21 protein-coding genes are annotated in these 24,162 nt (G+C 43.7%); 5 read left to right on the forward strand and 16 right to left on the reverse strand.

The features are described 5' to 3' along the window. Positions 1-309 precede the first annotated feature (309 nt). The 4 genes from mdh to BM126_RS12010 form a co-directional block, all read right to left on the reverse strand. Entirely contained in the window at positions 310-1,251 is a 942-nt protein-coding gene (gene mdh, locus BM126_RS11995; RefSeq protein WP_090989725.1) for a malate dehydrogenase, read from the reverse strand. 127 nt (positions 1,252-1,378) lie between these two features. Next, a complete protein-coding gene (gene icd, locus BM126_RS12000) occupies positions 1,379-2,647 on the reverse strand; it encodes an NADP-dependent isocitrate dehydrogenase (protein WP_071353364.1) in 1,269 nt (422 codons plus the stop codon). Positions 2,648-2,771: 124 nt separating this feature from the next. Then, positions 2,772-3,887 (reverse strand): citrate synthase, encoded by a 1,116-nt coding sequence (gene citZ / locus BM126_RS12005; RefSeq protein ID WP_090989726.1) that lies wholly within the window; start codon positions 3,885-3,887, stop codon positions 2,772-2,774. 546 nt (positions 3,888-4,433) lie between these two features. After that, positions 4,434-4,892, reverse strand: a complete 459-nt coding sequence (locus tag BM126_RS12010) for a DUF441 domain-containing protein (protein ID WP_090989727.1) — start codon at positions 4,890-4,892, stop codon at positions 4,434-4,436. 169 nt (positions 4,893-5,061) lie between these two features. Here BM126_RS12010 and ytvI point away from each other — a divergent pair, with 169 nt between their 5' ends. Next, positions 5,062-6,186 (forward strand): sporulation integral membrane protein YtvI, encoded by a 1,125-nt coding sequence (gene ytvI, locus BM126_RS12015; RefSeq protein ID WP_090989728.1) that lies wholly within the window; start codon positions 5,062-5,064, stop codon positions 6,184-6,186. Positions 6,187-6,410: 224 nt separating this feature from the next. Here ytvI and BM126_RS12020 read toward each other — a convergent pair whose 3' ends face one another. The 8 genes from BM126_RS12020 to dnaE all read right to left on the reverse strand — a co-directional run bounded on the left by BM126_RS12020 (position 6,411) and on the right by dnaE (position 17,375). Then, positions 6,411-6,797: an FxsA family protein gene (locus BM126_RS12020; protein WP_090989729.1), complete on the reverse strand. Its 387-nt coding sequence runs from the start codon at positions 6,795-6,797 to the stop codon at positions 6,411-6,413. Between the two features lie 191 nt (positions 6,798-6,988). Further along, entirely contained in the window at positions 6,989-8,749 is a 1,761-nt protein-coding gene (pyk, locus tag BM126_RS12025; RefSeq protein WP_090989730.1) for a pyruvate kinase, read from the reverse strand. Positions 8,750-8,791: 42 nt separating this feature from the next. Next, positions 8,792-9,751, reverse strand: a complete 960-nt coding sequence (gene pfkA, locus BM126_RS12030; RefSeq protein ID WP_090989731.1) for a 6-phosphofructokinase — start codon at positions 9,749-9,751, stop codon at positions 8,792-8,794. Positions 9,752-10,083: 332 nt separating this feature from the next. Beyond that, positions 10,084-11,064, reverse strand: a complete 981-nt coding sequence (gene accA, locus BM126_RS12035; protein ID WP_090989732.1) for an acetyl-CoA carboxylase carboxyl transferase subunit alpha — start codon at positions 11,062-11,064, stop codon at positions 10,084-10,086. After that, complete coding sequence (gene accD, locus BM126_RS12040) at positions 11,061-11,927, reverse strand: acetyl-CoA carboxylase, carboxyltransferase subunit beta (RefSeq protein ID WP_090989733.1); 867 nt, start codon at positions 11,925-11,927, stop codon at positions 11,061-11,063. Before accD ends, accA begins: the two co-directional genes overlap by 4 nt. Positions 11,928-12,017: 90 nt before the next feature. Beyond that, positions 12,018-12,656, reverse strand: a complete 639-nt coding sequence (locus BM126_RS12045; protein ID WP_090989734.1) for a FadR/GntR family transcriptional regulator — start codon at positions 12,654-12,656, stop codon at positions 12,018-12,020. Continuing rightward, entirely contained in the window at positions 12,653-13,894 is a 1,242-nt protein-coding gene (locus tag BM126_RS12050) for an NADP-dependent malic enzyme (RefSeq protein WP_090989735.1), read from the reverse strand. Before BM126_RS12050 ends, BM126_RS12045 begins: the two co-directional genes overlap by 4 nt. Positions 13,895-14,015: 121 nt before the next feature. Then, positions 14,016-17,375, reverse strand: coding sequence for a DNA polymerase III subunit alpha (dnaE, locus tag BM126_RS12055; RefSeq protein ID WP_090989736.1), 3,360 nt, complete (start codon positions 17,373-17,375; stop codon positions 14,016-14,018). 167 nt (positions 17,376-17,542) lie between these two features. Here dnaE and BM126_RS12060 point away from each other — a divergent pair, with 167 nt between their 5' ends. Both BM126_RS12060 and ytrI read left to right on the forward strand, forming a co-directional pair. Beyond that, a complete protein-coding gene (locus BM126_RS12060) occupies positions 17,543-17,878 on the forward strand; it encodes a sporulation membrane protein YtrH (RefSeq protein WP_371261438.1) in 336 nt (111 codons plus the stop codon). Beyond that, the gene (ytrI, locus tag BM126_RS12065) at positions 17,875-18,375 is read left to right on the forward strand and encodes a sporulation membrane protein YtrI (RefSeq protein WP_090989738.1); all 501 of its coding nucleotides are present in this window, start codon (positions 17,875-17,877) and stop codon (positions 18,373-18,375) included. The genes BM126_RS12060 and ytrI overlap by 4 nt, the downstream gene beginning before the upstream one ends. A 430-nt stretch (positions 18,376-18,805) precedes the next feature. Here ytrI and BM126_RS12070 read toward each other — a convergent pair whose 3' ends face one another. Next, a complete protein-coding gene (locus BM126_RS12070) occupies positions 18,806-19,744 on the reverse strand; it encodes a DHH family phosphoesterase (protein WP_090989739.1) in 939 nt (312 codons plus the stop codon). A gap of 239 nt (positions 19,745-19,983) precedes the next feature. Between BM126_RS12070 and BM126_RS12075 the strand changes: the two genes are divergently transcribed. Beyond that, positions 19,984-20,289, forward strand: a complete 306-nt coding sequence (locus BM126_RS12075; RefSeq protein ID WP_090989740.1) for a YtpI family protein — start codon at positions 19,984-19,986, stop codon at positions 20,287-20,289. Positions 20,290-20,334: 45 nt separating this feature from the next. Here the strand turns inward: BM126_RS12075 and BM126_RS12080 are convergent, their stop codons facing one another. The 3 genes from BM126_RS12080 to BM126_RS12090 all read right to left on the reverse strand — a co-directional run bounded on the left by BM126_RS12080 (position 20,335) and on the right by BM126_RS12090 (position 22,823). Further along, positions 20,335-21,654: a CBS domain-containing protein gene (locus tag BM126_RS12080; protein WP_090989741.1), complete on the reverse strand. Its 1,320-nt coding sequence runs from the start codon at positions 21,652-21,654 to the stop codon at positions 20,335-20,337. A gap of 68 nt (positions 21,655-21,722) precedes the next feature. Further along, positions 21,723-21,959, reverse strand: a complete 237-nt coding sequence (locus BM126_RS12085; RefSeq protein ID WP_090989742.1) for a hypothetical protein — start codon at positions 21,957-21,959, stop codon at positions 21,723-21,725. A 180-nt stretch (positions 21,960-22,139) separates the two neighbouring features. Then, a complete protein-coding gene (locus tag BM126_RS12090) occupies positions 22,140-22,823 on the reverse strand; it encodes a metal-dependent hydrolase (protein WP_090989743.1) in 684 nt (227 codons plus the stop codon). Positions 22,824-22,986: 163 nt separating this feature from the next. Here BM126_RS12090 and BM126_RS12095 point away from each other — a divergent pair, with 163 nt between their 5' ends. Beyond that, entirely contained in the window at positions 22,987-24,084 is a 1,098-nt protein-coding gene (locus tag BM126_RS12095) for a M24 family metallopeptidase (RefSeq protein ID WP_090989744.1), read from the forward strand. Positions 24,085-24,162 lie beyond the last annotated feature (78 nt).

The following is a 24,162-nucleotide window of genomic DNA, read 5'->3' on the forward strand; positions in this document are numbered from 1 at the left end:
CTACGAGGCAACACCATTGTTAAGCCAGGTTGATTGGAGTGTAAGGTGCGAGACTCCTGCGGGATGAGCGGGACAGGTGAGACCCCGCAGGCGCAGCAGAGGAGGCTCACCGCCCGCCCCGCGGAAAGCGAGCATCCTGGAGCAGAAATCAACCATCTTGTTCCATAGCAACAAAGTTTATGAAAACAGCCTTAAAAAAGAGCCAAATAAAAAAAAACCAGCTTCCTTAAATAAGGGAGCCGGCCTTGAAGATAGATGCCTTTTTGAAAAGCAGCTTTACATGAACAATGTCTCTTTATCCATTAAATCCTATTCATTTAATACCTTCATGACACTTTTAACAGAATCCGCTGATTTAGAAAGAGCTGTTTTTTCTTCTTCTGTTAATTCAAGTTCAATGATTTTTTCAATTCCGCCGGCACCGATGATTGTCGGTACACCAAGATAGATTCCATCAAAGCCATATTCACCTTCAAGGAAGGCAATGGTCGGAAGAATGCGGCGCTGATCCTTCAAAATGGCTTCAGCCATTTCCACAAGAGCTGCAGCAGGAGCATAATAAGCGCTGCCGTTTCCTAGTAGATTAACAATCTCTCCCCCGCCGGTTCGTGTTCTTGCAACAATGGCATCAAGACGCTCTTTCGAAATTAGTGTTTCAAGCGGAATTCCCCCAGCATATGAATAGCGCACTAATGGAACCATGTCATCTCCATGGCCTCCAAGCACGAATCCCGTAACATCCTTAATTGAAATATTTAATTCCTGTGAAATGAATGTGCGGAAACGGGCAGTATCCAAAACTCCCGATTGGCCGATAACACGGTTTTTCGGGAAGCCGGATTCTTTGTAAACTGTGTATGTCATGGCATCTACCGGGTTAGTCAAAACGATGATTGTTGTGTTTGGAGAATGCTTAACAATATCCCGGGTCACCGATTTCATGATTTTTTGGTTTGTCTGAACCAAATCATCACGGCTCATGCCTGGTTTGCGGGCAATGCCCGCTGTAATAATGACGATATCGGAATCTGCTGTATCTTCATAGCTTGATGTGCCTGTAATATTTGCATCAAAGCCTTGGACCGGACTTGCTTCAAGCATATCGAGCGCTTTCCCTTTTGTTGGGTTTTCCATCTGTGGAACGTCAACAAGAACTACATCACCGAGTTCTTTTTGAGCGAGTAAAAATGCAGTTGTCGCACCAGTGAACCCGCCGCCGATTACAGATATTTTTTTTCGGGCATTAGTCATGGCATTTCCTCCTTGAATTATGTAGTTATCCGATACATGCATTTTTAGGGCTAACGAAAATATAAGCTTCTAGGGGACAGAACCATTGTAATGCATCCTGTCCCCTAGAAGCTATTAGATTATAATATTAAAGATTTTTGATAAGCTCGTCTGCAAACTCAGAGCATTTAACTTCAGTCGCGCCGTCCATAAGACGTGCAAAGTCATAAGTTACAACTTTTGATTCAATCGTTTTTTCAACAGAAGCTGTAATTAGATTCGCAGCCTCATTCCATCCAAGGTGCTCAAGAAGCAATACGCCTGAAAGAAGGACAGATGAAGGATTTACCTTATCTTGTCCGGCATATTTAGGAGCTGTACCATGAGTAGCTTCGAAAATGGCATGCCCTGTTTCATAGTTAATGTTCGCTCCCGGTGCAATACCGATGCCGCCAACCTGTGCTGCAAGTGCATCTGAAATGTAGTCGCCATTTAAGTTCATTGTTGCAACAACATCGAATTCTTTCGGGCGTGTAAGGATTTGCTGAAGGAAGATATCCGCAATGGAATCCTTGATGATGATCTTGCCTTCCGCTTCAGCAGCAGACTGAGCCTTGTTGGCTGCATCTGTTCCTTCAGCTTCTTTGATCTTGTCATACTGGTTCCACGTAAATACTTTATCTCCAAATTCCTTTTCCGCTAATTCATAACCCCAGTTTTTAAAGGCACCCTCTGTAAATTTCATGATATTGCCCTTATGTACAAGTGTTACAGATTTGCGGTTTTCTTTAATTGCATAATTGATGGCAGCGCGCACCAGGCGGGAAGTGCCTTCTTCAGAAACCGGCTTGATTCCGATGCCTGATGTTTCAGGGAAGCGGATTTTATTTACGCCAAGTTCGTTTTGAAGGAAAGAAATCAGTTTCTTCACTTCATCAGAGCCTTTCGCATATTCAATTCCAGCATAGATATCCTCAGTGTTTTCGCGGAAGATAACCATATCAGTATCTTCAGGACGCTTAACAGGTGAAGGGACACCCTGGAAATAGCGAACCGGGCGCAAGCAGACAAATAGGTCAAGCTCTTGGCGCAAAGCTACATTCAATGAGCGGATTCCGCCGCCGATTGGTGTAGTAAGAGGCCCTTTGATTGCGATGAAATACTCGCGGATCACTTCAAGAGTTTCTTCAGGAAGCCATTCTCCTGTCTTGTCAAAAGCTTTTTGTCCTGCAAGCACTTCTTTCCAGACAATGCTTTTTTCACCGTTATATGCTTTATTAACTGCCGCTTCTAAAACGCGGGAAGCCGCTGCCCAGATATCAGGGCCGATTCCGTCGCCTTCAATAAATGGAATTACCGGATTATTAGGGACATTTAACGTACCATTTTCAACTGTGATTTTTTCACCTTGTGTCATGTCAATTCCTCCGTTTCAGATATCAAGGGCTGCAGGCTGTCCTTACAGGAAGGCCTTTGGCCCTTTTTCTTACACCTTTAAATTTACTACATAAATGGTTAATTAAAAAAGAAAAAGTTTGTGATTATCTTTTTTCTACTGGCACATATTTTTGCATTCCAGGCCCTGTATACTCAGCACGCGGGCGGATCAGGCGGTTGTTTGAATATTGCTCAAGGATATGTGCAATCCAGCCGGATGTGCGGCTTACAGCAAAGATCGGCGTGAACAGGTCATGATCGATTCCCAGGCTGTGGTAAACAGATGCTGAATAGAAATCGACATTCGGAGGAAGATTTTTCTGAGATGTCACGATATCCTCAATCTTGACGCTCATTTCATAATACTCCGGCTGTCCTGTGATTTCAGTCAGCTTTTGGGACATTTCTTTAAGGTGCTTGGCACGCGGATCTCCTTTGCGGTATACCCTGTGTCCAAAGCCCATGATTTTTTCTTTGTTTGCCAGTTTTTCGTTTATAACGGATTCTACACGGCCGACAGAACCGATTTCTGTAAGCATCTTCATAACTGCTTCATTCGCTCCTCCGTGCAATGGGCCTTTAAGGGCGCCGATGGCAGCAGTGACTCCGGAGTAAATATCAGATAAAGTCGCTACACAAACGCGTGCAGTGAATGTAGAAGCATTTAATTCATGGTCGGCATGAAGGACCAATGCCTTATTGAAAGCTGTTTCCTCAATATCGGAAGGCTCTTTTCCGCTTAGCATATATAGGAAGTTGGCAGCAAAGCTAAGGTCGGTACGCGGCGCGACAGGCTCCTGGCCCTTGCGGATACGTGCGAAAGCTGTAACCAGTGAAGGAATTTTAGCCTGTATGCGAATGGCTTTGCGGTAGTTTGCTTCATCGGTCATGGCGTCCGCTTCATCGTCATAGAGAGCTAAACTTGAGATTGCCGTGCGAAGTGCTGCCATTGGGTGAACTTTATCGATTGGAAATGTTTTGAATTGGTTTAGAACTTCTTCAGGAAGGCTGGCATTTTCTGCAAGCTGCTTTGTCAGTTCTTCCAATTGGCTCTTAGTAGGCAGGATGCCATGCCAAAGTAAATAAATGACTTCCTCAAAAGTCGCATTATCTGCCAGATCGTCAATGTCATACCCCGAGTATGTTAACGTATCATCAATGATGGAACTGATTGCGGAAGTTGTAGCCACAATCCCTTCTAGACCCTTTGTTGCTGTCATACAAAACCTCTCCTTTTCATGAGTATTCCCCTATGCTCATAACGTTTACGTATAAATACAGCGCTTCCAAGAAGGTTTAATAACTATTGCTATGTACTGTTCTGGGGAATTAAGACCTTCTGGCATGAAAGCGCGCAAAGTGAAGGCGCATTCATTTTTTGTAAAAAACCAGAATGCAAAACACTTAAACTCTCATTTATTTAATACCCTAGAAACATAGCATTAAAACTTTCCATCGAGCGCTTGCTCAATAACTATACATTCCTGAAAAACCAGGTTTTCAGCGCAGTTCGGATACCTGCTTCCATGTAATCGTTATGGGACTGTTACATGAACATTATAAACAATATTAAGAACTTTGGAAATGAAAAGAATATAAAATGTGAAAAAATTATTATTTTATTAGAAAAATACAAACAAAGAATTTCAGCCGATTTTTGTATAATGATAAAAAATCGTGATAATCCAGATAAAACATGCTTGAAACAGAGAAAAAAGGATTGGCCGCTTTCCTTTTTTCTCCGTTTTATTTATTTTCCTTGCTTGTTATTTAACAACGCTGAAGATTTGCATGAAAATATAAGCAATGCCGGCACCGATCAGCGGCCCGACAGCCACTCCCCTGAACAGGGCAACCGCGAGAATCGTACCAAAAGCAAGTGCTACTGTAATCTGCGGATCAGTTGATAAAAGCGTAAGGCCATTTTTAGCGATTAATGCCACCGCTATCCCGGATGCAAGTGCAATCCAGGCATATGGCGACTTGACTGCATCTGACAATTCCTTAAACCCGATTGCGCCGCTCGCTATCGGGACAAGCACAGCTATCGTGATAACAGTTACACCTAAATTGATTCCCTTCGACGCCAGGTATGGAAAGACTTTCACTGAAAGTCCCGTGAACTTGATCAGCAGCAGAAAACCAGCAGCAAACATCAGCGACGTGTTCTTGGCAATCAGTCCTATAATTCCAAGCAAAAGCAAAAACAGGATGGGTCCATTCATATTTCATCCTCCTTTAATATTATTTTGAAATAATTAATCGAAACATTTTTAGATCACCAAGGTACCTATATGTAAATGGAGAGGCCATTCTTGGCTGAAATCTAATCTTTCTTTTGTCCCCTGCACTAAGTTACAATGATAACTATAGCAAAACTTGGGGGGAAGTGCCTTGAATCCAGTTTTTTTGAACCGGTTTCTCCGCTTCTTGATTGTGGCGGGAATCATCGCATTAGGCGGAATCGTCTTGTTTTACATTTCCAGATATACATACCCATTTATTATTGCCATGATCATCGCTTTTTTTATGAATCCTTTGGTAGACTTCCTGGAAATTAAAGGACGAATGCCAAGAGGATTGGCCGTCATTATCTCCATTGCATTCATTTTGTCTGTGTTTGCAGGCCTGATTACCATACTAATTGCAGAAATTGTATCAGGAGCAGACTATTTAGGCGGTGTAGTCCCTGCCCATCTTGATACCCTCATCAATTATTTGGAGGACTTTGCAGCAGGCCAGCTCATCCCCTTTTATAACAAAATTGCCGTATTGTTCAACAATCTGGATGTCAAGCAGCAAACGACCATACTTGATAACATTCAGAACGTTGGCCAAAAAATAGGCAGCACTGCCGGGAACTTCATCCAAGGCTTCTTCCAAAACATCCCTGCCATCATCGGCTGGTTTCCTAACGCAGCCTCCGTATTGATCTTTTCGCTCCTTGCAACTTTTTTTATCAGCAAAGACTGGTACCGCATGTCAAATTTCAGCGGCAGAATCTTGCCTCCAATAATTTTTTCCAGCGGCAAACGTATCGTCGAAGACTTAAAAAAGGCCCTATTTGGTTTTATTCGGGCTCAATTCACACTGATTTCCTTAACAACCATCATTGTATTAATAGGCTTGCTCATCCTTCGTGTAAAATACGCCATCACGATTGCATTGATATGCGGCATTGTGGATCTTCTCCCGTACCTTGGAACTGGCACCGTTTTTGTGCCTTGGATCATTTATGAAGTGATATCCGGAAATACAAGTCTGGCGATTGGCCTTTCAGTATTATATGTCATTGTGCTAGTACAGCGTCAGCTCATGGAGCCAAAAGTGCTTTCATCAAGCATCGGACTGGACCCCCTGGCTACATTAGTTTCCCTTTTTGCCGGCTTCAAGTTAATCGGCTTCCTTGGCCTGGCTGCCGGACCTGTTGTTTTGGTTATAATCAATACATTGATAAAAGCGCATGTTTTTTCTGATATATGGGATTTCATTATGGGCAGAAACCCTAATGAAAGATGAAACCCTATTAAAAAACAACAATCATTAAGAAAAATGAAAAACATCGCCTTCCACTGAAAAAGGGAGGCGATGTTTCATGTCTGCCTCACTTCACCCCGGGCACCACTATTTTTCTCTAAAAAGCTGTCCCTCAAAATGCTTCAAGCTCACAGAACTTTAACGGGTAAAAAAAAGCTTCTGCCGCCCTCTGCACCTAAAGGTACAAGAACTGCAAAAGCAATGGTTTATCTGATTATGGTGAGCTTCCCTTTATTCATCCTGTTCAAGATCCACCTGATAATCAGCGGTTTGATGATGGCACGGGTGGGCGGAAGCAGCAATATAAGGCCAAGAATATCTGAAACAAAACCGGGAGTCAGCAGGAATGTCCCGCCAATAAGTATGCAAATCCCATCAATAACTTGATTTCCCGGCACTTGGCCGCGGCTCATTTGTTCCCGGGCCTTCCTGATTGTTTCCAGACCCTGCTGCTTTGCAAGATAAGCCCCAATCAATCCTGTGGCAATGATCAGCAGGAGTGTAAATCCGACTCCAATTGTTTTTCCTGACAATAAAAGAAGGGTGATTTCTAAAGCTGGCATAGCAATTAAAAACAAGATAAAAAGTTTCATCTGTTATACCCCCGAATATTTCCTTTTAATAACCTTGTACTGCCTTAAGTATACAATATGAACCTTCATAGTGCTAAATTCAGTATTTGGAATAATACGGAACTACGGCTAGACCTGCAGCAAAATTTAAATAAAAAACAAAAAAAACGAAGCGAAAGCTTAGCCTTCGTTTCGTTTGTTAAAGTTATTTATTACAAAACATTTGCATGACCGTTATAGACAATGCCTCTGCTTGCATCTACAGTGATTCTTTGTCCATTTTGAAGCTGGGTCATGGCGTTTTCAGCACCGACGATTACAGGTATACCAAGGTTTACGCCGACAACAGCCGCATGGCTTGTCAAACCGCCTTCTTCAGTAATTAATGCTGAACATTTTTCAATGGCAGGCATCATTTCTTTATCAGTTGCGATTGTAACCAGTACAGAACCCTCTTTTACTTTTTCATTAGCTTCTTTCGCAGAGCGTGCCAGCACGACATTGCCTTTTGCAGACTTTCTGCCAATTCCCTGTGCTTTAATCAAAACGTCGCCAAGTACATGAATCTTCATTAAGTTGGTTGTTCCGGCTTCGCCTACTGGTACACCGGCAGTAATGACTACAAGATCACCATGTGAAACAAGTTCTGAATTCAAGCTTTCATCAATGGCTGATTGAAGCATTTCATCAGTACTTGCAGCCTGTGATCCGTTCTGAGGGTATACTCCCCATACAAGAGATAAACTTCTTACAACATAATCATTTGCCGTTACAGCAATGATTGGAGATTTTGGACGATATTTAGAAATCATGCGTGCTGTATGGCCGCTTTCAGTTGGTGTAATGATAGCTCCTGCATTCAGGTTAAGAGCTGTATGCGCAACCGATTGCCCGATCGCATCTGTCACATTATGTCCGTTATCCCTGCTTCTTGCTGATAGAATTTCTTTATAATTCAATGCACTTTCAGCACGTGAAGCGATATTATGCATAGTTTGAACAGCTTCGACAGGATATGTTCCGGCAGCCGTTTCGCCTGAAAGCATGATGGCATCCGTTCCGTCAAATATGGCGTTGGCTACATCACTTGCTTCAGCGCGTGTAGGACGCGGATTTCTTTGCATTGAATCAAGCATTTGTGTAGCAGTGATGACAGGTTTTCCTAAGCTGTTGCATTTCTTGATCAATTGCTTTTGTACAAGAGGAACTTCCTCTGCAGGGATTTCTACGCCAAGATCACCGCGTGCAACCATCAGGCCATCTGAAACTTCAAGAATTTCATCAATCCGGTCCACACCCTCCTGGTTTTCGATCTTAGGGATGATCTGGATATGCGGAGCGTTGTGCTGCTGAAGCAGTTCACGAATCTCAAGCACGTCAGAAGCTCTGCGGACGAAGGAAGCAGCAATGAAGTCAACTCCCTGTTCAATTCCAAAAATGATATCCTGTGCATCTTTTTCCGTGATCCCCGGAAGTTTGACAGATACACCTGGAACGTTAACGCCTTTTTTATTTTTAAGCACACCGCTGTTTAAAATCTTCGTATGAATTTCTTTTTGGCCATAATTGATTTCAGTAACCTCAAGGCCGATCAATCCATCATCAAGAAGAATTTTTGAACCAACGTGAACGTCATCGATTAATCCCTCATAAGTAATAGAAAACTTATCAGCAGTTCCCAAAACTTCTGTCATAGATACAATGATGTTTGAACCTGCCGTTAATTCAATTGCTCCGTTTTCCATGTTGTTCGTGCGGATTTCTGGTCCTTTTGTATCCAAAAGAATTGCAACCTGCTTGCCGGTTTGCTTGACAGCTTCACGGATGTTTATGATTCTTTGTCCATGCTCCTCATGGTCACCATGGGAAAAATTAAGGCGGGATACATTCATGCCTGCCTCAATAAGCTGGCTTAATTTTTCTACACTTTCACTTGCCGGGCCAATCGTACAAACTATTTTAGTTTTGCGCATTTAAAACTACCTCCTGTTTTATTAGAAAATTATGTAATTGCATTAGATGGACAGTTCGGAAGAAAGATCGTACATTTTCCTGTCGATAGCATGTTTATGGGACAAAACTTCAATGATATCATAGTCAACAAGCTGGTTTTTTTCAAGGCCCACCGCCCGGCCGCCTTTGCCTTCCATGAGCAGCTCTACGGCATGTGCCCCAAGCCTGCTTGCAAGCACACGGTCATTTGCTGATGGCGAACCTCCGCGCTGCACGTGCCCCAAAACGGTCACACGTGTATCAAAGTGCGTTTCTGCTTCAATTTCCCTAGCAATATCCACGGCACTGCCTACGCCCTCTGCCACTATGATGATGCTGTGTTTTTTGCCGCGTTCTTTTCCCCTTATGAGCTTTGCAATAAGCTCCTCCATGTTATATTCGCACTCAGGACATAGAATGGTCTCTGCTCCGCCAGCAAGCCCCGCCCACAAAGCCAGGTCTCCTGCGTCCCGTCCCATAACTTCCACGACATATGTCCTTTCGTGGGATGTTGCTGTGTCCCTGATTCTATCAATAGCATCAATCACCGTATTCAAAGCTGTATCAAATCCTATGGTGAAATCCGTTCCGGGAATATCGTTATCAATAGTTCCGGGTACTCCAATGCAAGGGTATCCTCTTTCGGTCAGCGCGCCAGCTCCCCGGTAGGAGCCATCTCCGCCAATCACAACCAATCCTTCTATGCCGTGCTTTTTCAGCTGTTCAATGCCCTTCAGCTGGCCTTCCTCGGTTTTGAAATCAAGGCAGCGCGCTGAATGCAGCATGGTACCGCCCCTGTGTATAATATCCCCTACAGAGCCGATTTCAAGCTTCCTAATATCCCCTGAAATCAAACCTTGATAGCCGTAATAAATACCATATACTTCAATATTATGGAATATTGCCTTCCGGACTACAGCACGGATTGCTGCATTCATACCCGGAGAATCTCCCCCACTTGTCAGTACACCTATTTTTCTCAAGCAAAATCACCTCTTCTTAACATGTGTGCAAATATTAAGATCATTATGATTTAGACTGCCGAAGCAGTTATTCCCGGAGTTCATACTACAAAGTATTGTTACAATCAATTCTGCAATAGACTCTTTAAGACTACATTATTTCAGGAATAATGAGAAGTAAAAGCAGATATATTTTTTCTGCATCCCCCTGTCCTGCACGGGGGTGATATGCAGACTGCCTTTATTTTTTATTTTTCCTCAATAACTGTTTCTTTACCCATGTTTATAAGAGGAAAAAACGTGCCGCCTCAGGCAACACGTTTTAAAGCATCATTTAAGGTCGTATGATCCCTTTATTTTTCTGCTTTCGTCAGTGATTCCTCAAAGGAATACTTTCCGATTTTCTTATACTTGGCATACCGCTGATTCACAAGCTCCGAACCGCTTAAAGATGATAATTCAGCAAGCGATGAAGCCAGTACTTCCCGGATTGATTCTGCCTGCTCATCCATGTTGCGGTGCGCTCCTCCCTTAACCTCAGGAATGATTTCATCTATGACACCTAGCTCGTGTAAATCAGGGGCAGTAATCTTCATGGTTTCAGCGGCTCTTTTTGCCTGTGCGGCATCTTTCCAGAGCAATGCAGCTGCACCCTCCGGTGATATGACGGAGTACGTGGAGTTTTCAAGCATATGAATGCGGTCTCCAACACCCAGTGCAAGGGCTCCTCCGCTTCCGCCTTCCCCGATTACGATGCAAATGATAGGAACCTCAAGCCCGGCCATCTCGAATAAATTCTTGGCAATAGCTTCACTTTGGCCCCGCTCCTCTGCTGCCTTTCCGGGGAATGCACCTTTTGTATCAATAAAGCAGACAATCGGGCGATGGAACTTTTCTGCCTGCTTCATAAGGCGCAGGGCTTTACGGTAGCCTTCCGGATGAGGCATACCAAAATTCCTGCGGATGTTTTCCTTTGTATCTTTTCCTCTTTGATGGCCGATGATTGTAATGGGCTTGCCTTCAAATTCGGCAATGCCAGCCACAATTGCTTCATCATCCCCATAATACCGGTCTCCATGGAACTCGAGGAAATTGGTGCACAATCTTTCAATATAATCAAGAGAGGTCGGGCGTGCAGGATGCCTCGCCACCTGGACACGGTCCCATGGCTTCATATTTTCATAAATCTCTGTTTCAAGGCTTTCCAGACGCTTTTCAAGCTTTTCTATCTCAGATGAAAGATCCACTTCGGCATCGTTCGTAATATCTCTGAGCTCGTCGATTTTTTTACGGAGCTCCGTTACCGGACGTTCAAACTCTAGTTCGCCAATCATCGTTCTTCACCACCTGGTACATGTAACTTAAGTATGGTTGTTAATTTGTCCTTCATTTCCAGACGTGATATAACCGCGTCCAGCTGGCCATGCTTCATCAAAAACTCGGAGGTCTGGAAATCCTCAGGAAGCTCTTCCCGAATGGTCTGTTCAATAATCCTCCTGCCTGCAAATCCAATAAGTGCGCCTGGCTCTGCCAGGTTAATATCACCAAGTGAAGCAAAGCTTGCAGATACACCGCCCGTAGTCGGGTGAGTCATAATCGAAATGAAAAGCCCGCCCTCATCACTGAACATCTTAAGTGCGGCACTTGTTTTGGCCATTTGCATCAGGCTTAAAACGCCTTCTTGCATCCTTGCACCGCCGGAAGCGGTAAAGATGATGAATGGAATCTTCAGTTCACCCGCTTTTTCTATGGCTCTTGTGATTTTTTCGCCCACAACGGAACCCATGCTGCCCATACGGAAGCTTGCATCCATGATTGCCACTGCTGTCTGGTATCCGTTTATCTTCCCGATTCCTGTTACAACGGCTTCATTGATGTTTGTCTTCTTTCTGTCTTTCTCAACTTTCTCCATGTAGTCGGGAAAATCGAGCGGATTCACTGAAACCATGTCTGCATCAATTTCTGTAAAGCTGTCCTGGTCGAACAGGCTTCCGATTCTTTCGTATGCTGTCATGGTATGATGGTGGCCGCAGTGCAGGCACACCTTTTCATTCTTCATTAATTCCTTTGTATACATGATTTTTTTGCACTTCGGGCATTTTGTCATGATGCCTTCCGGAACATCATGCTTATCACGTTCTGAAGGAATGGTTGCATACTTCTTTTTTTTGCTTTTTGTAAATAACTCTTTAAGCAAGCTGAATCCTCCCTTTGCCGCTAATTATCTTCAGTGCAAGGCCTGTCCCTTACTTTAACAGAAACAAAGCAAGAAACTTGTAAAACACTGTCAAACACTCTTCGACATATTCCTGATTTTGTGAAGATAAATATGAATCGCTTCTTCTTCATTTCTTTCTAGAAGGGCTTTCACCAGGGAATAATATTCATCCCCTTTTGCTCTTTCAGATATTGTCCGGGCTGCCTTTGAATAGGTATTTACTATGCTCCAGATTCTCCCGATTAATCGGTTATGGTTAATTTCTGATATATGTTTAAAAAACATTTCATCATCAAATTCATTTTGTTCGGTCCAAGCCGCCAAATTTCTAAGTGTTTCATCGGATGAAGTGCTTATGATGATCCTCAAACAATCAATTTCAATCAGCACTTTGGTTTCTTCCAAATCTTCTTTTACCTTTGAATTCTGCAGAAAGAAGGTCCCGAGAAGCTCTACCAGCTTGTGCTCCTGAAAATCCTTGATAAATGTGCCTTCCCCTCTGCGGGTTTCAATGAGCCCAAGGAGCTCCAGTGACCGCAGGGCTTCCCGGACTGAAGAACGCCCCACATTCAAGCGCTCCGACAGCTCCCTCTCAGAAGGCAGTTTGTCACCGGGAATTAAATGATCTTCTTCCATCATGCACCGGATCTTTTCAACTACATCCAAGTAAATCTTTGTAGATTGATTTGAAGTGCCCAAATCACTCATTCCCCGCTTTTTCCGATACTTGCCAGCTTCCTGGTTCTTTCTTTCACTTCTTCCGGGTCCACTTTGATTCTTGCAACGCCGGTTTCCATGGCTGCTTGTGCTACTGCTGCAGCCACGGCAGGCGCCACTCTTTCGTCAAAAGGAGCTGGAATGACATAGTCGGAGTGAAGCTCTTCTTTCCGGATAAGTCCGGCAATCGCTTCGACCGCAGCCACTTTCATTTTTTCATTTATATGGGTAGCGCGCACGTCCAGCGCCCCCCGGAAAATGCCTGGGAATGCAAGAACATTATTAACTTGATTCGGGAAATCCGAACGGCCGGTTCCCACTACCTTAGCGCCTGCAGCCTTAGCCTCTTCCGGCATGATTTCAGGATCAGGGTTAGCCATCGCAAATATAATCGGATCTTCATTCATGGAAGCAACCATTTCTTTGGACAATGCCCCAGCCACTGAAACTCCGATGAACACGTCGGCTCCCTTAATCACTTCTTCAAGGCTTCCCTGGAGTTTGCTGCGGTTGGTAACTTTCGCTATCTGATCCTTAATATCATTCATGCCGAATGTGCGCCCTTCAAAAATGGCGCCCTTTGAATCGCACATAATGATATCACGTACCCCATAATGATACAGAAGCTTTATTATAGCGATTCCTGCGGCACCTGCTCCGCTTGCGACAACCTTGATTTCAGACATGGTTTTCCCTGTGATTCGCAAGGCATTCACAAGTCCGGCAACTGTAACGATTGCTGTCCCATGCTGATCATCATGAAAAATCGGGATATTTGTTTCCTTCTTCAGTCTTTCTTCAATTTCAAAGCAGTTAGGAGCTGCTATATCCTCTAGGTTGACGCCGCCAAATGTTGGTTCAAGGAGTTTGACAGTTTCTATTATTTTATCCACATCTGTTGTTTTCAGACACAAAGGAAAAGCATCAACACCTGCAAAGCTTTTAAACAGCACGGCTTTTCCTTCCATAACCGGCAAGGCAGCCTCTGGCCCGATATTGCCCAGCCCAAGGACTGCTGTTCCGTCAGAAATAACTGCCACTGTATTGCCTTTCATTGTGTAGTCATATACCGTGTCTGGTTTATCGTAAATCTCCTTGCACGGCTCCGCAACTCCTGGAGAATACGCCAGGCTCAAGTCTTCTGCGTTCCTTACGGGTACTTTAGATACCGTCTCAAGCTTCCCTTTATGGACGCGGTGCATATGCAGTGCTTCTTCTCTTAGTGTCAATGTCTTCACTCCTTGAACTAGATAGATATAATCATAAATATGATGAATGAGTTCCATTTAAAAGTGGTCTGACCACACAAATACATAATACATATTAACATAACTATCTTGCTTGTAACAGCTATTCTTGCTGAAGAATGACGTTTCCTTCTCCGGCAATTGTCTCAAGCCTTGCCAGCAATTCCCTGGATGGCGTGACCCAATCCCTCAGGGAAAGCTGCACATATCTTTCTTCGCTTTCATAATAAAGCATCACTTGTGTGGTTCCGGGATGCTTGAGCAGTGCCTGCTTTATTTTCTGCAGAATCGGGTTTGTCTGCTTGTCCTGCTCAATCTTTATAAACAGCCTTGTTTTATCTTCTTCCATCATACGGTAAAGCTTTTCAAGTTTATATGCATCATGGATGATCAGCTGCTTTTTGCCGTCCCGTTCCTCCATGGTTCCCTGGATCATCAGGATTTCTCCATTGCTTAAGACAGAGGAATGCTTTGAATAAACATTTGGGAATGCAACAGCCTCTAAATCGCCATTTTCATCACTGACAGACAGAAAGGCCATCACTTCACCTTTTTTTGTACGGATGGTCTTTACTGAGGTGATATAAACCCCAAGGAAAATTTTCGGTTCTTTTGAAATGATGGCCTCATCTATGGAGACGGCTCCAAAGTGGCTGAATACATTTCTGTACCCCGTTACAGGGTGGTTCGACAAATAAAAACCGAGTGCGTTTTTTTCATAATAAAGTTTATCTTCAAGTCTGATAGGATCCACTTCAATATACTTTGGCTTCAGGGAAAATTCGCTGCTTTCAAAGAAATCAAATTGGCTGTCGTCAGGATTGACCAGCTCCGAATGGCTTAGCGCAACATCCAGGCTGGCCAGCAGTGTTGCCCTGTCTTTTCCGAATTCATCAAATGCTCCCGAATGGACAAGTGCTTCAAGAATTTTTCTGTTCACAGCCTTTCCTGATACCCGGAGACAAAAGTCGAAAAGATCTTCAAATTTCTTTTGTCTTCTGGCAGAAAATATTTCTTTAAGCACTGCTCCGCCTATTCCTTTGATTGGACCAAGGCTAAAGAGAATCGATTCCTTATCAGCCTTGAAAGGGAAGCCGCTGCTATTTATAGAAGGAGGGAGCACCTGGATTCCTAACTTTCTTGATTCCCGGACGTACTGGCTTATTTTATCTTCATTGCCGATTACAGATGTCATAAGCGCTGCCATGAAATAAGAGGGATAATGTGCCTTAAGGTATGCCAGCTGGTAGGCAATCATACTGTACGCAACAGCATGGCTCCGGTTAAATCCATAATTAGAGAACTTCACAATCAGATCATAGATTTCGGATGCAGCATGTTCCTTATATCCCTGCATGAGCGCCCCTTTTATAAAATGCTGCCTTTCCTGGTCAAGAATGTCTTTCTTTTTCTTGGAAACGGCCCTTCTCAGCAAATCTGCCTGTCCAAGTGTAAAACCAGCCATTGCAGAAGCTATTTGCATGATCTGTTCCTGATAGACAATGACTCCATATGTGTCTTTCAATATTTCCTTCAGTTCAGGAATAGGATACGTTTCTTCAGCCATCCCGTGCTTGCGCTGGATAAAGAGAGGGATGTTTTCCATCGGGCCCGGACGGTACAGGGCATTAACGGCCACGATATCTTCAAAGTCCGTAGGGTTCAGCCTTTTCAGCACATTTCGTATTCCATCCGATTCAAACTGAAAAACCCCTGTTGTCTCTCCTTTGCTTAAAAGCCTGAATGTTTTTTCATCCTTAAGCGGGAGGCTGGCAATATCAATTTTCTGGCCGGTATTCTTTTGAACGGCGGATATAATCAGGTCTATCAGGGTTAAGTTGCGAAGGCCGAGGAAATCCATTTTCAACAGCCCCAGTTCTTCAAGAAGGTCCATTGGGAATTGAGTAAGATGTATGCCTGCATGTCCTTCCTGGATAGCAATCAGGTCAGTAAGCGGCTGTCCGCTGATTACAACCCCTGCTGCATGTGTCGAAGTATGCCTCGGAAGCCCTTCAAGCTTTGAAGCTGTATCAAAAAGCTTTTTATTCAGCTCACTCTGATTCACAAATTCCCGGAGAGCCTTTGATTCCCCTAAAGCATCCTTCAGGGAAATGCCTGTCCTGCCAGGAATCATTTTCGAGATGGTTTCCTGTTCCTTAGGGTTAAGCCCAAATGCCCTTCCTGTATCACGCAAAGCTGCTTTTGCCGCCAGTGTCCCGAAGGTTATAATTTGGGCAACATGGAACTCACCGTATCTTGACGCGACATAGGAGATCACTTCTTCCCTGCGGTTATCAGGAAAATCGATGTCGATATCCGGCATGGAAACACGTTCAGGATTCAGAAACCGCTCAAATAATAAATGGTGCTCAATCGGATCAACTTCTGTGATCGATAATACGTAGGCAACCATTGATCCTGCAGCCGATCCCCGTCCAGGACCAGTCAGGATGCCCTTTTGCCGGGCAAATTTCATAAAATCCCATACAATCAGAAAATAGTCGCTGAAATTCATTTTTTTTATAATATCCAGCTCATAATGAAGTCTTTCCATATATGAACGCGGTGCTTGCGGCCTTCTTTTTTCCAGCCCCTTTTCACAAATTAATTTCAGCAATTCATCAGAAGATACACCAGGCTCTGCAGGATATTGAGGAAGAAGGGGGCGATTAAAAGCAATATCAACCTGGCATCTTGCAGCAATCTTCAGGGTATTTTCAAGCACTTCAGGGCAATCCTGAAACAGCTCGGCCATTTCTCTGGGATCCTTCAAATAAAATTCATGGGAAGGAAGTCTTTCACGGTCATCCTCTGAAAGTTTTGCGCCGTTTTTGATGGCAAGCAGAACCTCCTGGGACATGGCATCTTCTTTCATAAGGTAAAAGGCTGGGTTTGTTGCAATAATATCCAATCCCTGATTTGCGGCCAGCTGGCCGATTTTCGCCTCCATTTCACTCTTTGCGGCAGTCGATTGGCGCTGAATGGACAGAAAGAAGCGCCGGGGCCCAAATATATCTGCAAACAAACCAGCAGCTTCATAGGCTTTTTCCTCCTGATTTTCTGCTAACAGGTTTTCTATTTTCCCTTCAGCACCCGGTGAAATAGCAATCAGGCCCCTGGAGTATGCTTTAAGCCATTTATACGGAAGGCCTTTGGGGGACTTGGTTTTAATAGCACTGCTTATTTTTAATAGGTTTTGATAACCGTCATTATTTTCTGCCAGTAATATCATCGGGAACGATTCCTCAGCTTCATCCAATATATCAGCCAGCAGGCCAATAATAGGCTTGATCCCGAGCTTTTTGCATTCTTTATAAAAGTACAGAGATCCGTACATCACATTCCGGTCTGTTAATGCTAGCGCTTTGTATCCCTGTTCCTTCGCAAGCGCTGCAAGTTCCTTGATTCTTACAGTGCTTGTCAGCAAGCTGTATGCACTTTGTATATGAAGAGGTACGAACATGTTTACACCTACCTTCTGCGGCTTCCTTTTAGCTTTATTATAGAGGCATTAGATAAAAAAAGAAAATACGTTCTCATTTTGGATTATGCCTGCAAGGGCAATCATATTGTTTGTCCTCCATCCATATACATAATTTATATAGAAATTCTTAATGAGGGATGATGAAAATGAAAGAAGCATTTTTTCCTGCTTTTCTGAACAGTTACTTTATATCCTTCGGTGTTCTTCTTGGAGGCTCTTTAATCGGGGGGCTTGCGGCATTTTTTACAGGACAGGCTCCATTGTCATCCATACACCGCCTGTCGGATTCTTTAAGGATCTGGGCCATCATTGCTGCAATCGGCGGAACCTTTGATACAGTTTATGCTTTTGAAAGGGGCATTTTTAACGGCGCCACAAAAGACATTCTAAAGCAATTCCTGCTGATTTTATCTGCGCTTGGAGGTGCACAGACAGGCGCATTGATCATCAACTGGCTTACTCAGGAACATATTTCATCATGAGAATCCCTCCCTTATACAGGCGTCCCGCATGGCAGCGTTTTTTTGCAGGAGCTGTCATTGGAGGGGTAACCAGCTGGCTGATTTTTTTGTATATGTTTGGTGTACAGCAGGAAAAGCAAATCACTACACTCAAGGCCCAGCAGAAAACGATACATGAATTGAAAATAAAAAACGCCGTCTGGGAGCATGACTTAAACAAATTAAATGATGAAACCGAACAGGGGCTCTCCATCCAGGATGTGAAAGTCACAATAACAAACGGCGAAACATATGGACTTGATAAACTTAGCGTAGCGGAAGCAGAAGATGCACTCATTGAAGATCTAAAATCATTAATAGCAAAAAACGTAGACACCGTCTTCAAAGGAAAAATGCTGCTGAAAAAATCCATAGAAAACAAAATACTGGAAATCAACAAAAAAAGATACGCCCTGGAAGTAAGCGAAATACTTTTCTACAGCAACATGTATATAGAAATCAAACTTAAAAGGCTATAGAAAAAGCGGAAGCGCCTTGGTCAGCTTGCGAAGCAAATAGGGTTTTGGCCTTAGAAGGCGGTTCTTTGCCTTCTAAGACAAAACATCTTACAAGGAACGAAGGCTAATTACTCTGCATCCTGCAGAAACGCCTTCATGACCTGCGTCCTGCAGGCCTCAGCAAGCTAGGCGCTGAAGCTGGATTACATAGAAAAAGCATAAGCGCCTGTTTAGAGGATCAAAGACTAAGAACGCCGCGTCCTGCGGCAACGTCTTTGTGACCCCCATCCTGGGGGCCTTCGACCAGCATAAGACACATAAGAATAGAAGGCGCTCTTTGCCTTCAATTCACTTATGACCTCGAGAGGCTAGGCGCTGAAGCTGGATTACATAAAAAGCATAAGCGCCGTTGGCTCCCATCCCCGGAGTCCAACGCTTTTTTATGGAAAATTCAGCCCTGGAGGCTCGCAAGCTCCATATCCTTTAAAACCTCTTCTGCTTCTTCCCAGGAGTAAATGGAAGCTCCAGCCGCAAGGGGATGTCCTCCGCCTCTGTATTTTTTGGCTATGGTATTGATGACTGGCCCTTTAGAGCGCAGGCGGACACGGATCTCTTTTTCCTCTTCGATAAAGAAAACCCATGTTTTGACTCCTTTTACTGCACCAAGCGAGCTGACGAGCAAGGATGCTTCTGAAGGGACAACATTGAATTGATCCATAATCTCTTTTGTAATCACCATTTTGCCTGTACCATTTGTAAGGATTTCAAAATTCTGCAGCACATACCCATTCAGACGAACAATATTTTCACTGACATCATACATTTCATTAAACAATTGAGGGCGCGAAAACTGATAATGTATCAATTCGCCTGCGTATGTAAAGGTTTTTTCCGTTGTGCTTGGATACAAAAATCTTCCGGTGTCACCTACAATTCCCGCAAAAAGCAGGCGTGCTGCCGAATCGTTGAGCTTCAGGCCCTGATCTCTGCCGGACAAATAGAATTCATAAATCATTTCACTGGCAGAGCTTGCAGATGTATCAACCCATACCAGGTCTCCGTAAGGATCTTCATTTGGATGATGATCAATTTTTATTATTTTATCTCCTAGCGTGCATCGTTTGTCACAAATCCGGTCAAAGTTGGCTGTATCGCAAATGATAACAAGCGCATCCTTATAGACTTCATCGGGGATATCATCCAGCCTCATCAAATAATTCAGCGATTCTTCTTCTTTTCCCGCAGTATAAATATTCTTCTCAGGAAATGAAGCCTTAAGAATCTCAGCAAGCCCTCCCTGTGACCCATATGCATCAGGATCCGGCCGGACATGGCGGTGAAGAATGATGGTTTGATAGCGTTTTATTTCACTTAGTATTTTGTCCTTCATTTCAATTCCCCTTTCAAATGTTCTTCATGATAATCAGGCATGGCAGCCCTCTTTTGCAAAAGCGGTATGTCTTACAGTCTATTTAAGCAAAAAAAGAATATCATGAAAAGAATGATTGTCATTTATCCTCATCGGATATCAGTGAAGCCCCCGCTGTCTGAGTTTTCACTTTATTGTAGCTTTCCCTTTTGTTAGCCGTTACAATGGAAACGTATAATATGGTTTGGGGGATTTAAAATATGCCGATTCTCATAGTTTCTATAGTTATTTCACTTTCTTTCTATTTCTTTTACAAATATAAATCCGCGAGGACCAGGAAGCCTATGGAGAAAAAATGGATTTCTGGAAAATCTTCTATTGCCCTTGGATTATTTGTTGCCCTTTTCGGAGTGTATCTGATTGCCGTCTATCAGGCACCTCTTGCTTATTTCATAGCCGCAATCTTTGTAATCATTGGCGGAAACAGCATATGGGGCGGATATAAAATGTACACGTTTTATCTGCCGCATGCAATTAGAGAAGCCGAAAGCTCCCATAAAGCCTAGAAGAAAAGGATGGCCGCAGGGTTTTCCCTTTGACCATCCCTTCTGCTATGACCGATCAAGCAGCTGGCAGGTAAGCATCGCTTTCCCCACTAGCCTTCCTTCGTTAAACACTTCTACGTCCACCTTACCGAACTTCCGCCCGACTTCAAGAACCCTTGGATGAATGTCAAGCATACTTTCAATCTGGACTGGCTTAATAAAGTAAATCGTCATATTTTCTACTACAAGGTCGCCCCGCTTATAGCCACGGAGGACACGATTCGCTGATTCTGTCACAAGGGTGGTAAACACCCCGTTTGATATGGTACCCAGATAATTTGTCATCTGCGGCGTAACTTCGCAGCGATATGACTCGTCTCCTTTTGCCCGGCTGCCTGCCATCATCAGCTGGCTTGTTATTGTATCATCGATCGTTTCTCCAGCCTGGGGCTGCCTCTGGCTCATCTGCAGGGCTTTCAGTACATCCTGCCTGCTGACAATTCCCTGAAGGAGATGGCTGTCATTCACAACCGGCAGCAATTCAATGCCTTCCCAGACCATCATGTGCGCAGATGATGCCACGCTTGTTTTCGGCCCTACTGTCATCGGGCTTTTTGTCATGACCCGGTCCATTTGAAGATGTGTATCCTGGCCAAGTACATCCTTTGAAGTCACCATTCCCTGCACTTTCATAGAATCATCCACAACAGGAAAACGGCTGTGTGTCGTGCTTTTATTCAAATTCAACCATGTGTCGATCGTATCGTTTGTCTTTAAAAACACCGTTTCAGAAATAGGCGTAAGGATATCCTCGACCAGCAGAATTTCCTTTTTGATCAGCTGATCATATATGGCGCGATTGATCATTGTTGCTACTGTAAAGGTATCATAGCTGCTTGATATGACTGGCATTTCAAGCTCGTCCGCAAGCTTTTTTACACTTTCATCTGTATCAAATCCGCCTGTAATCAGAACAGCTGCTCCTGCTTTTAGGGCATGTTCATGTGCCTGTGTGCGGTTTCCGACAATAAGGAGGTTTCCCGCATCTGTATATCTCATCATGGCCTCGAGCTTCATGGCGCCAATGACAAATTTATTGAGCGTTTTATGGAGGCCAGCCCTTCCGCCCAATACTTGTCCATCCACAATGTTGACAACCTCGGCAAAGGTGAGCTTTTCAATATTTTCTTTCTTTTTCCGTTCGATCCGGATGGTCCCGACCCGTTCGATAGAACTTACATATCCCTGGTTTTCCGCTTCTTTAATTGCTCTGTAAGCCGTCCCTTCACTTACGCTCAGCGCTTTAGCAATCTGGCGGACTGATATTTTTTCACCGACAGGGAGCCCGTCGATATGTTTCAAGATTTGTTCATGCTTTGTGGCCAAGCTTTTCACCCTTTTTTAGTAATCCTTTTACTATATTATAAGGTGAAATAACTGCCTATACAACGGACCTACTGATAATAATGGACTCTTTTCTTTCCTGGCCGCTTTTCCTTGCTTATCCGGTTTCGTTTTTTAGGTGTATAGAGCATGCCTGTAAGATTCCCTGCAGCCGCACAAAAGGCAAAAACCAGCCATGTACCTGCAAATGCACTTTGTGCTCCGCCCTGTTCAAACGAGAGCCTTGGTGCAGCGTAATATAAGAGAACCCCGCAAAGCAGCAGGCATAGCAATAGCCGCTGTTTCATCCTTCATCCCCCTCTTGTTTAAAAATGCTCCCTACTATTCTATGCGGCTCCCCCCTAAAAAAGACACCATCTGAAACGTGATGGAGATATAGAGTTCTATATAAAGGCATGGACTTGCAGCGCTCCTTCTCCCGGTAACTAAATAAACCAGGCCCTGTTTCAGGGCCTGGCACGTCATTTTTATAATTCGATGCTTTCTCCAGGCTCAAGCACCTTTGCGATGCCCGGCTTAAGCATCTCAGCATATTTATGCGGATCCTGCTTAATTGGAGGAAACGTATTGTAATGCATCGGGACAACCTGTTTTGCCTGCAGGAACTCTGCTGCTGCGGCTGCATCTTCAGGACCCATGGTGTAATTGTCCCCGATTGGCAGGAATGCAAGATCGATTGGGTGCCGCTCTCCAATCAGTTTCATATCAGAGTATAAAGCGGTATCACCGGCATGATAAACCGTTTTTCCTTCTGCGGTGAACAATACTCCCGCCGGCATGCCCAGATAAATGATTTGCTGATCCTCGGTCATTAAGCCTGTGCCATGGAAAGCAGGGGTCAATTTAACCTTGCCGAAATCAAATTGATAAGCGCCGCCGATGCTCATGCCATGGGTTTTTTCAACTCCCTGCCATCCGATATACGCCGCAAGTTCCGCGACAGCGATGACCAGCGAGTTATTTTTTTTGGCCAATTCAACCGTATCCCCAATATGATCTCCATGTCCATGGGTTAAAATAATAACATCGGGTTTGACGTCTTCGAGTTTCAGGTCAGTCAATTCATTGCCCGTGATAAATGGATCAAATAAAATGGTTTTGCCGTTTGTTTCAATTTGGACAATAGAGTGTCCATGAAATGATACCTTCATTTAAAATCCTCCCTTTCATGAGTTAAAACTGGCTATAGTAATCATTAAACAAGTTTTCCGGCAACTATTCAAACAGTAGGCTTCAACATTTTAGATATCTGACAGTTTACAATCATTTTTCTTATTGGTATGGTCAATGTAAAAGAATTACGGAGGTATAAACATGAATAATAGAATTAGTGAAATTCAAAACTGGCTTCACAGCACAGAAACCGATGCAGCATTTATTACCTCACCTGAAAATGTTTTTTACTGCAGCGGCTTTTTAAGCGATCCCCATGAAAGATTGCTTGCACTTGCCGTTTTCCCTAATGCAGAACCTTTCCTTGTTTGCCCGAAGATGGAGGTTGAAGAAGCAAAAAAAGCTGGATGGCAGGGTGAAATTATCGGCTATACAGATATTGAAGATCCATGGGATGAAATTCAGCGTTCACTTAAACGCCGCTCTGTTACTGTAAAAAAGGCTGCAATTGAAAAAGAGCATATGAATGTGGAACGCTATGAAAAAATACAAAACGTTTTTTCTGCCCCTGAACTCGTATCGGCTGAGGAAAAGCTTCGCCATCTGCGCATGGTCAAAACAGCTGACGAATTGGATATAATAAGAGAAGCATGCAGGTTAGCTGATTTGGCAGTTGAAACAGGCGTAAATGAAATCAGCGAAGGAAAAACCGAAATGGAAATCCTTGCTGCGATTGAATTTGAGCTTAAAAAATCCGGCATCAACAAAATGTCCTTCTCAACGCTTGTACTGACCGGTGCAAATGCAGCAGCACCGCACGGAACACCAGGATTAAATAAGATCAAGCGGGGAGATCTCGTCTTATTTGATTTAGGTGTGGTTTATAAAGGATATTGTTCTGATATCACAAGAACGGTTGCTTATGGAGATATCAGCGACAAGCAGAGAGATATTTATGAAACGGTCCTGAAGGCACAGGAAGCAGCGGTTGCAGCAAGTAAACCAGGTGTATCATGCTCTGAAATTGACCTTACAGCAAGAAATATCATAAGCGAAAGCGGGTATGGAGAATATTTCCCTCACCGGCTTGGACACGGTCTTGGCATCAGTGTCCATGAATACCCTTCGCTGACTGAAACGAACCCGCTCATTCTTCAGCCTGGCATGGTTTATACCATTGAACCCGGTATTTACGTGCCTGATGTAGCAGGCGTAAGGATTGAGGATGATGTTCTTGTAACAGAGAATGGCTATGAGATTCTTACAAGATATCCTAAAGCACTGCAGGTCATTAAATAAATCGTACAATAAAAAGGTACATTCCAGCATGCTGGGATGTACCTTTTTCACATGGTTTTATAAAGTGAACCTTACTCA

It is taken from the genome of Bacillus sp. OV322 (assembly GCF_900112495.1).
Taxonomy (GTDB): Bacteria; Bacillota; Bacilli; order Bacillales; family DSM-1321; genus Peribacillus.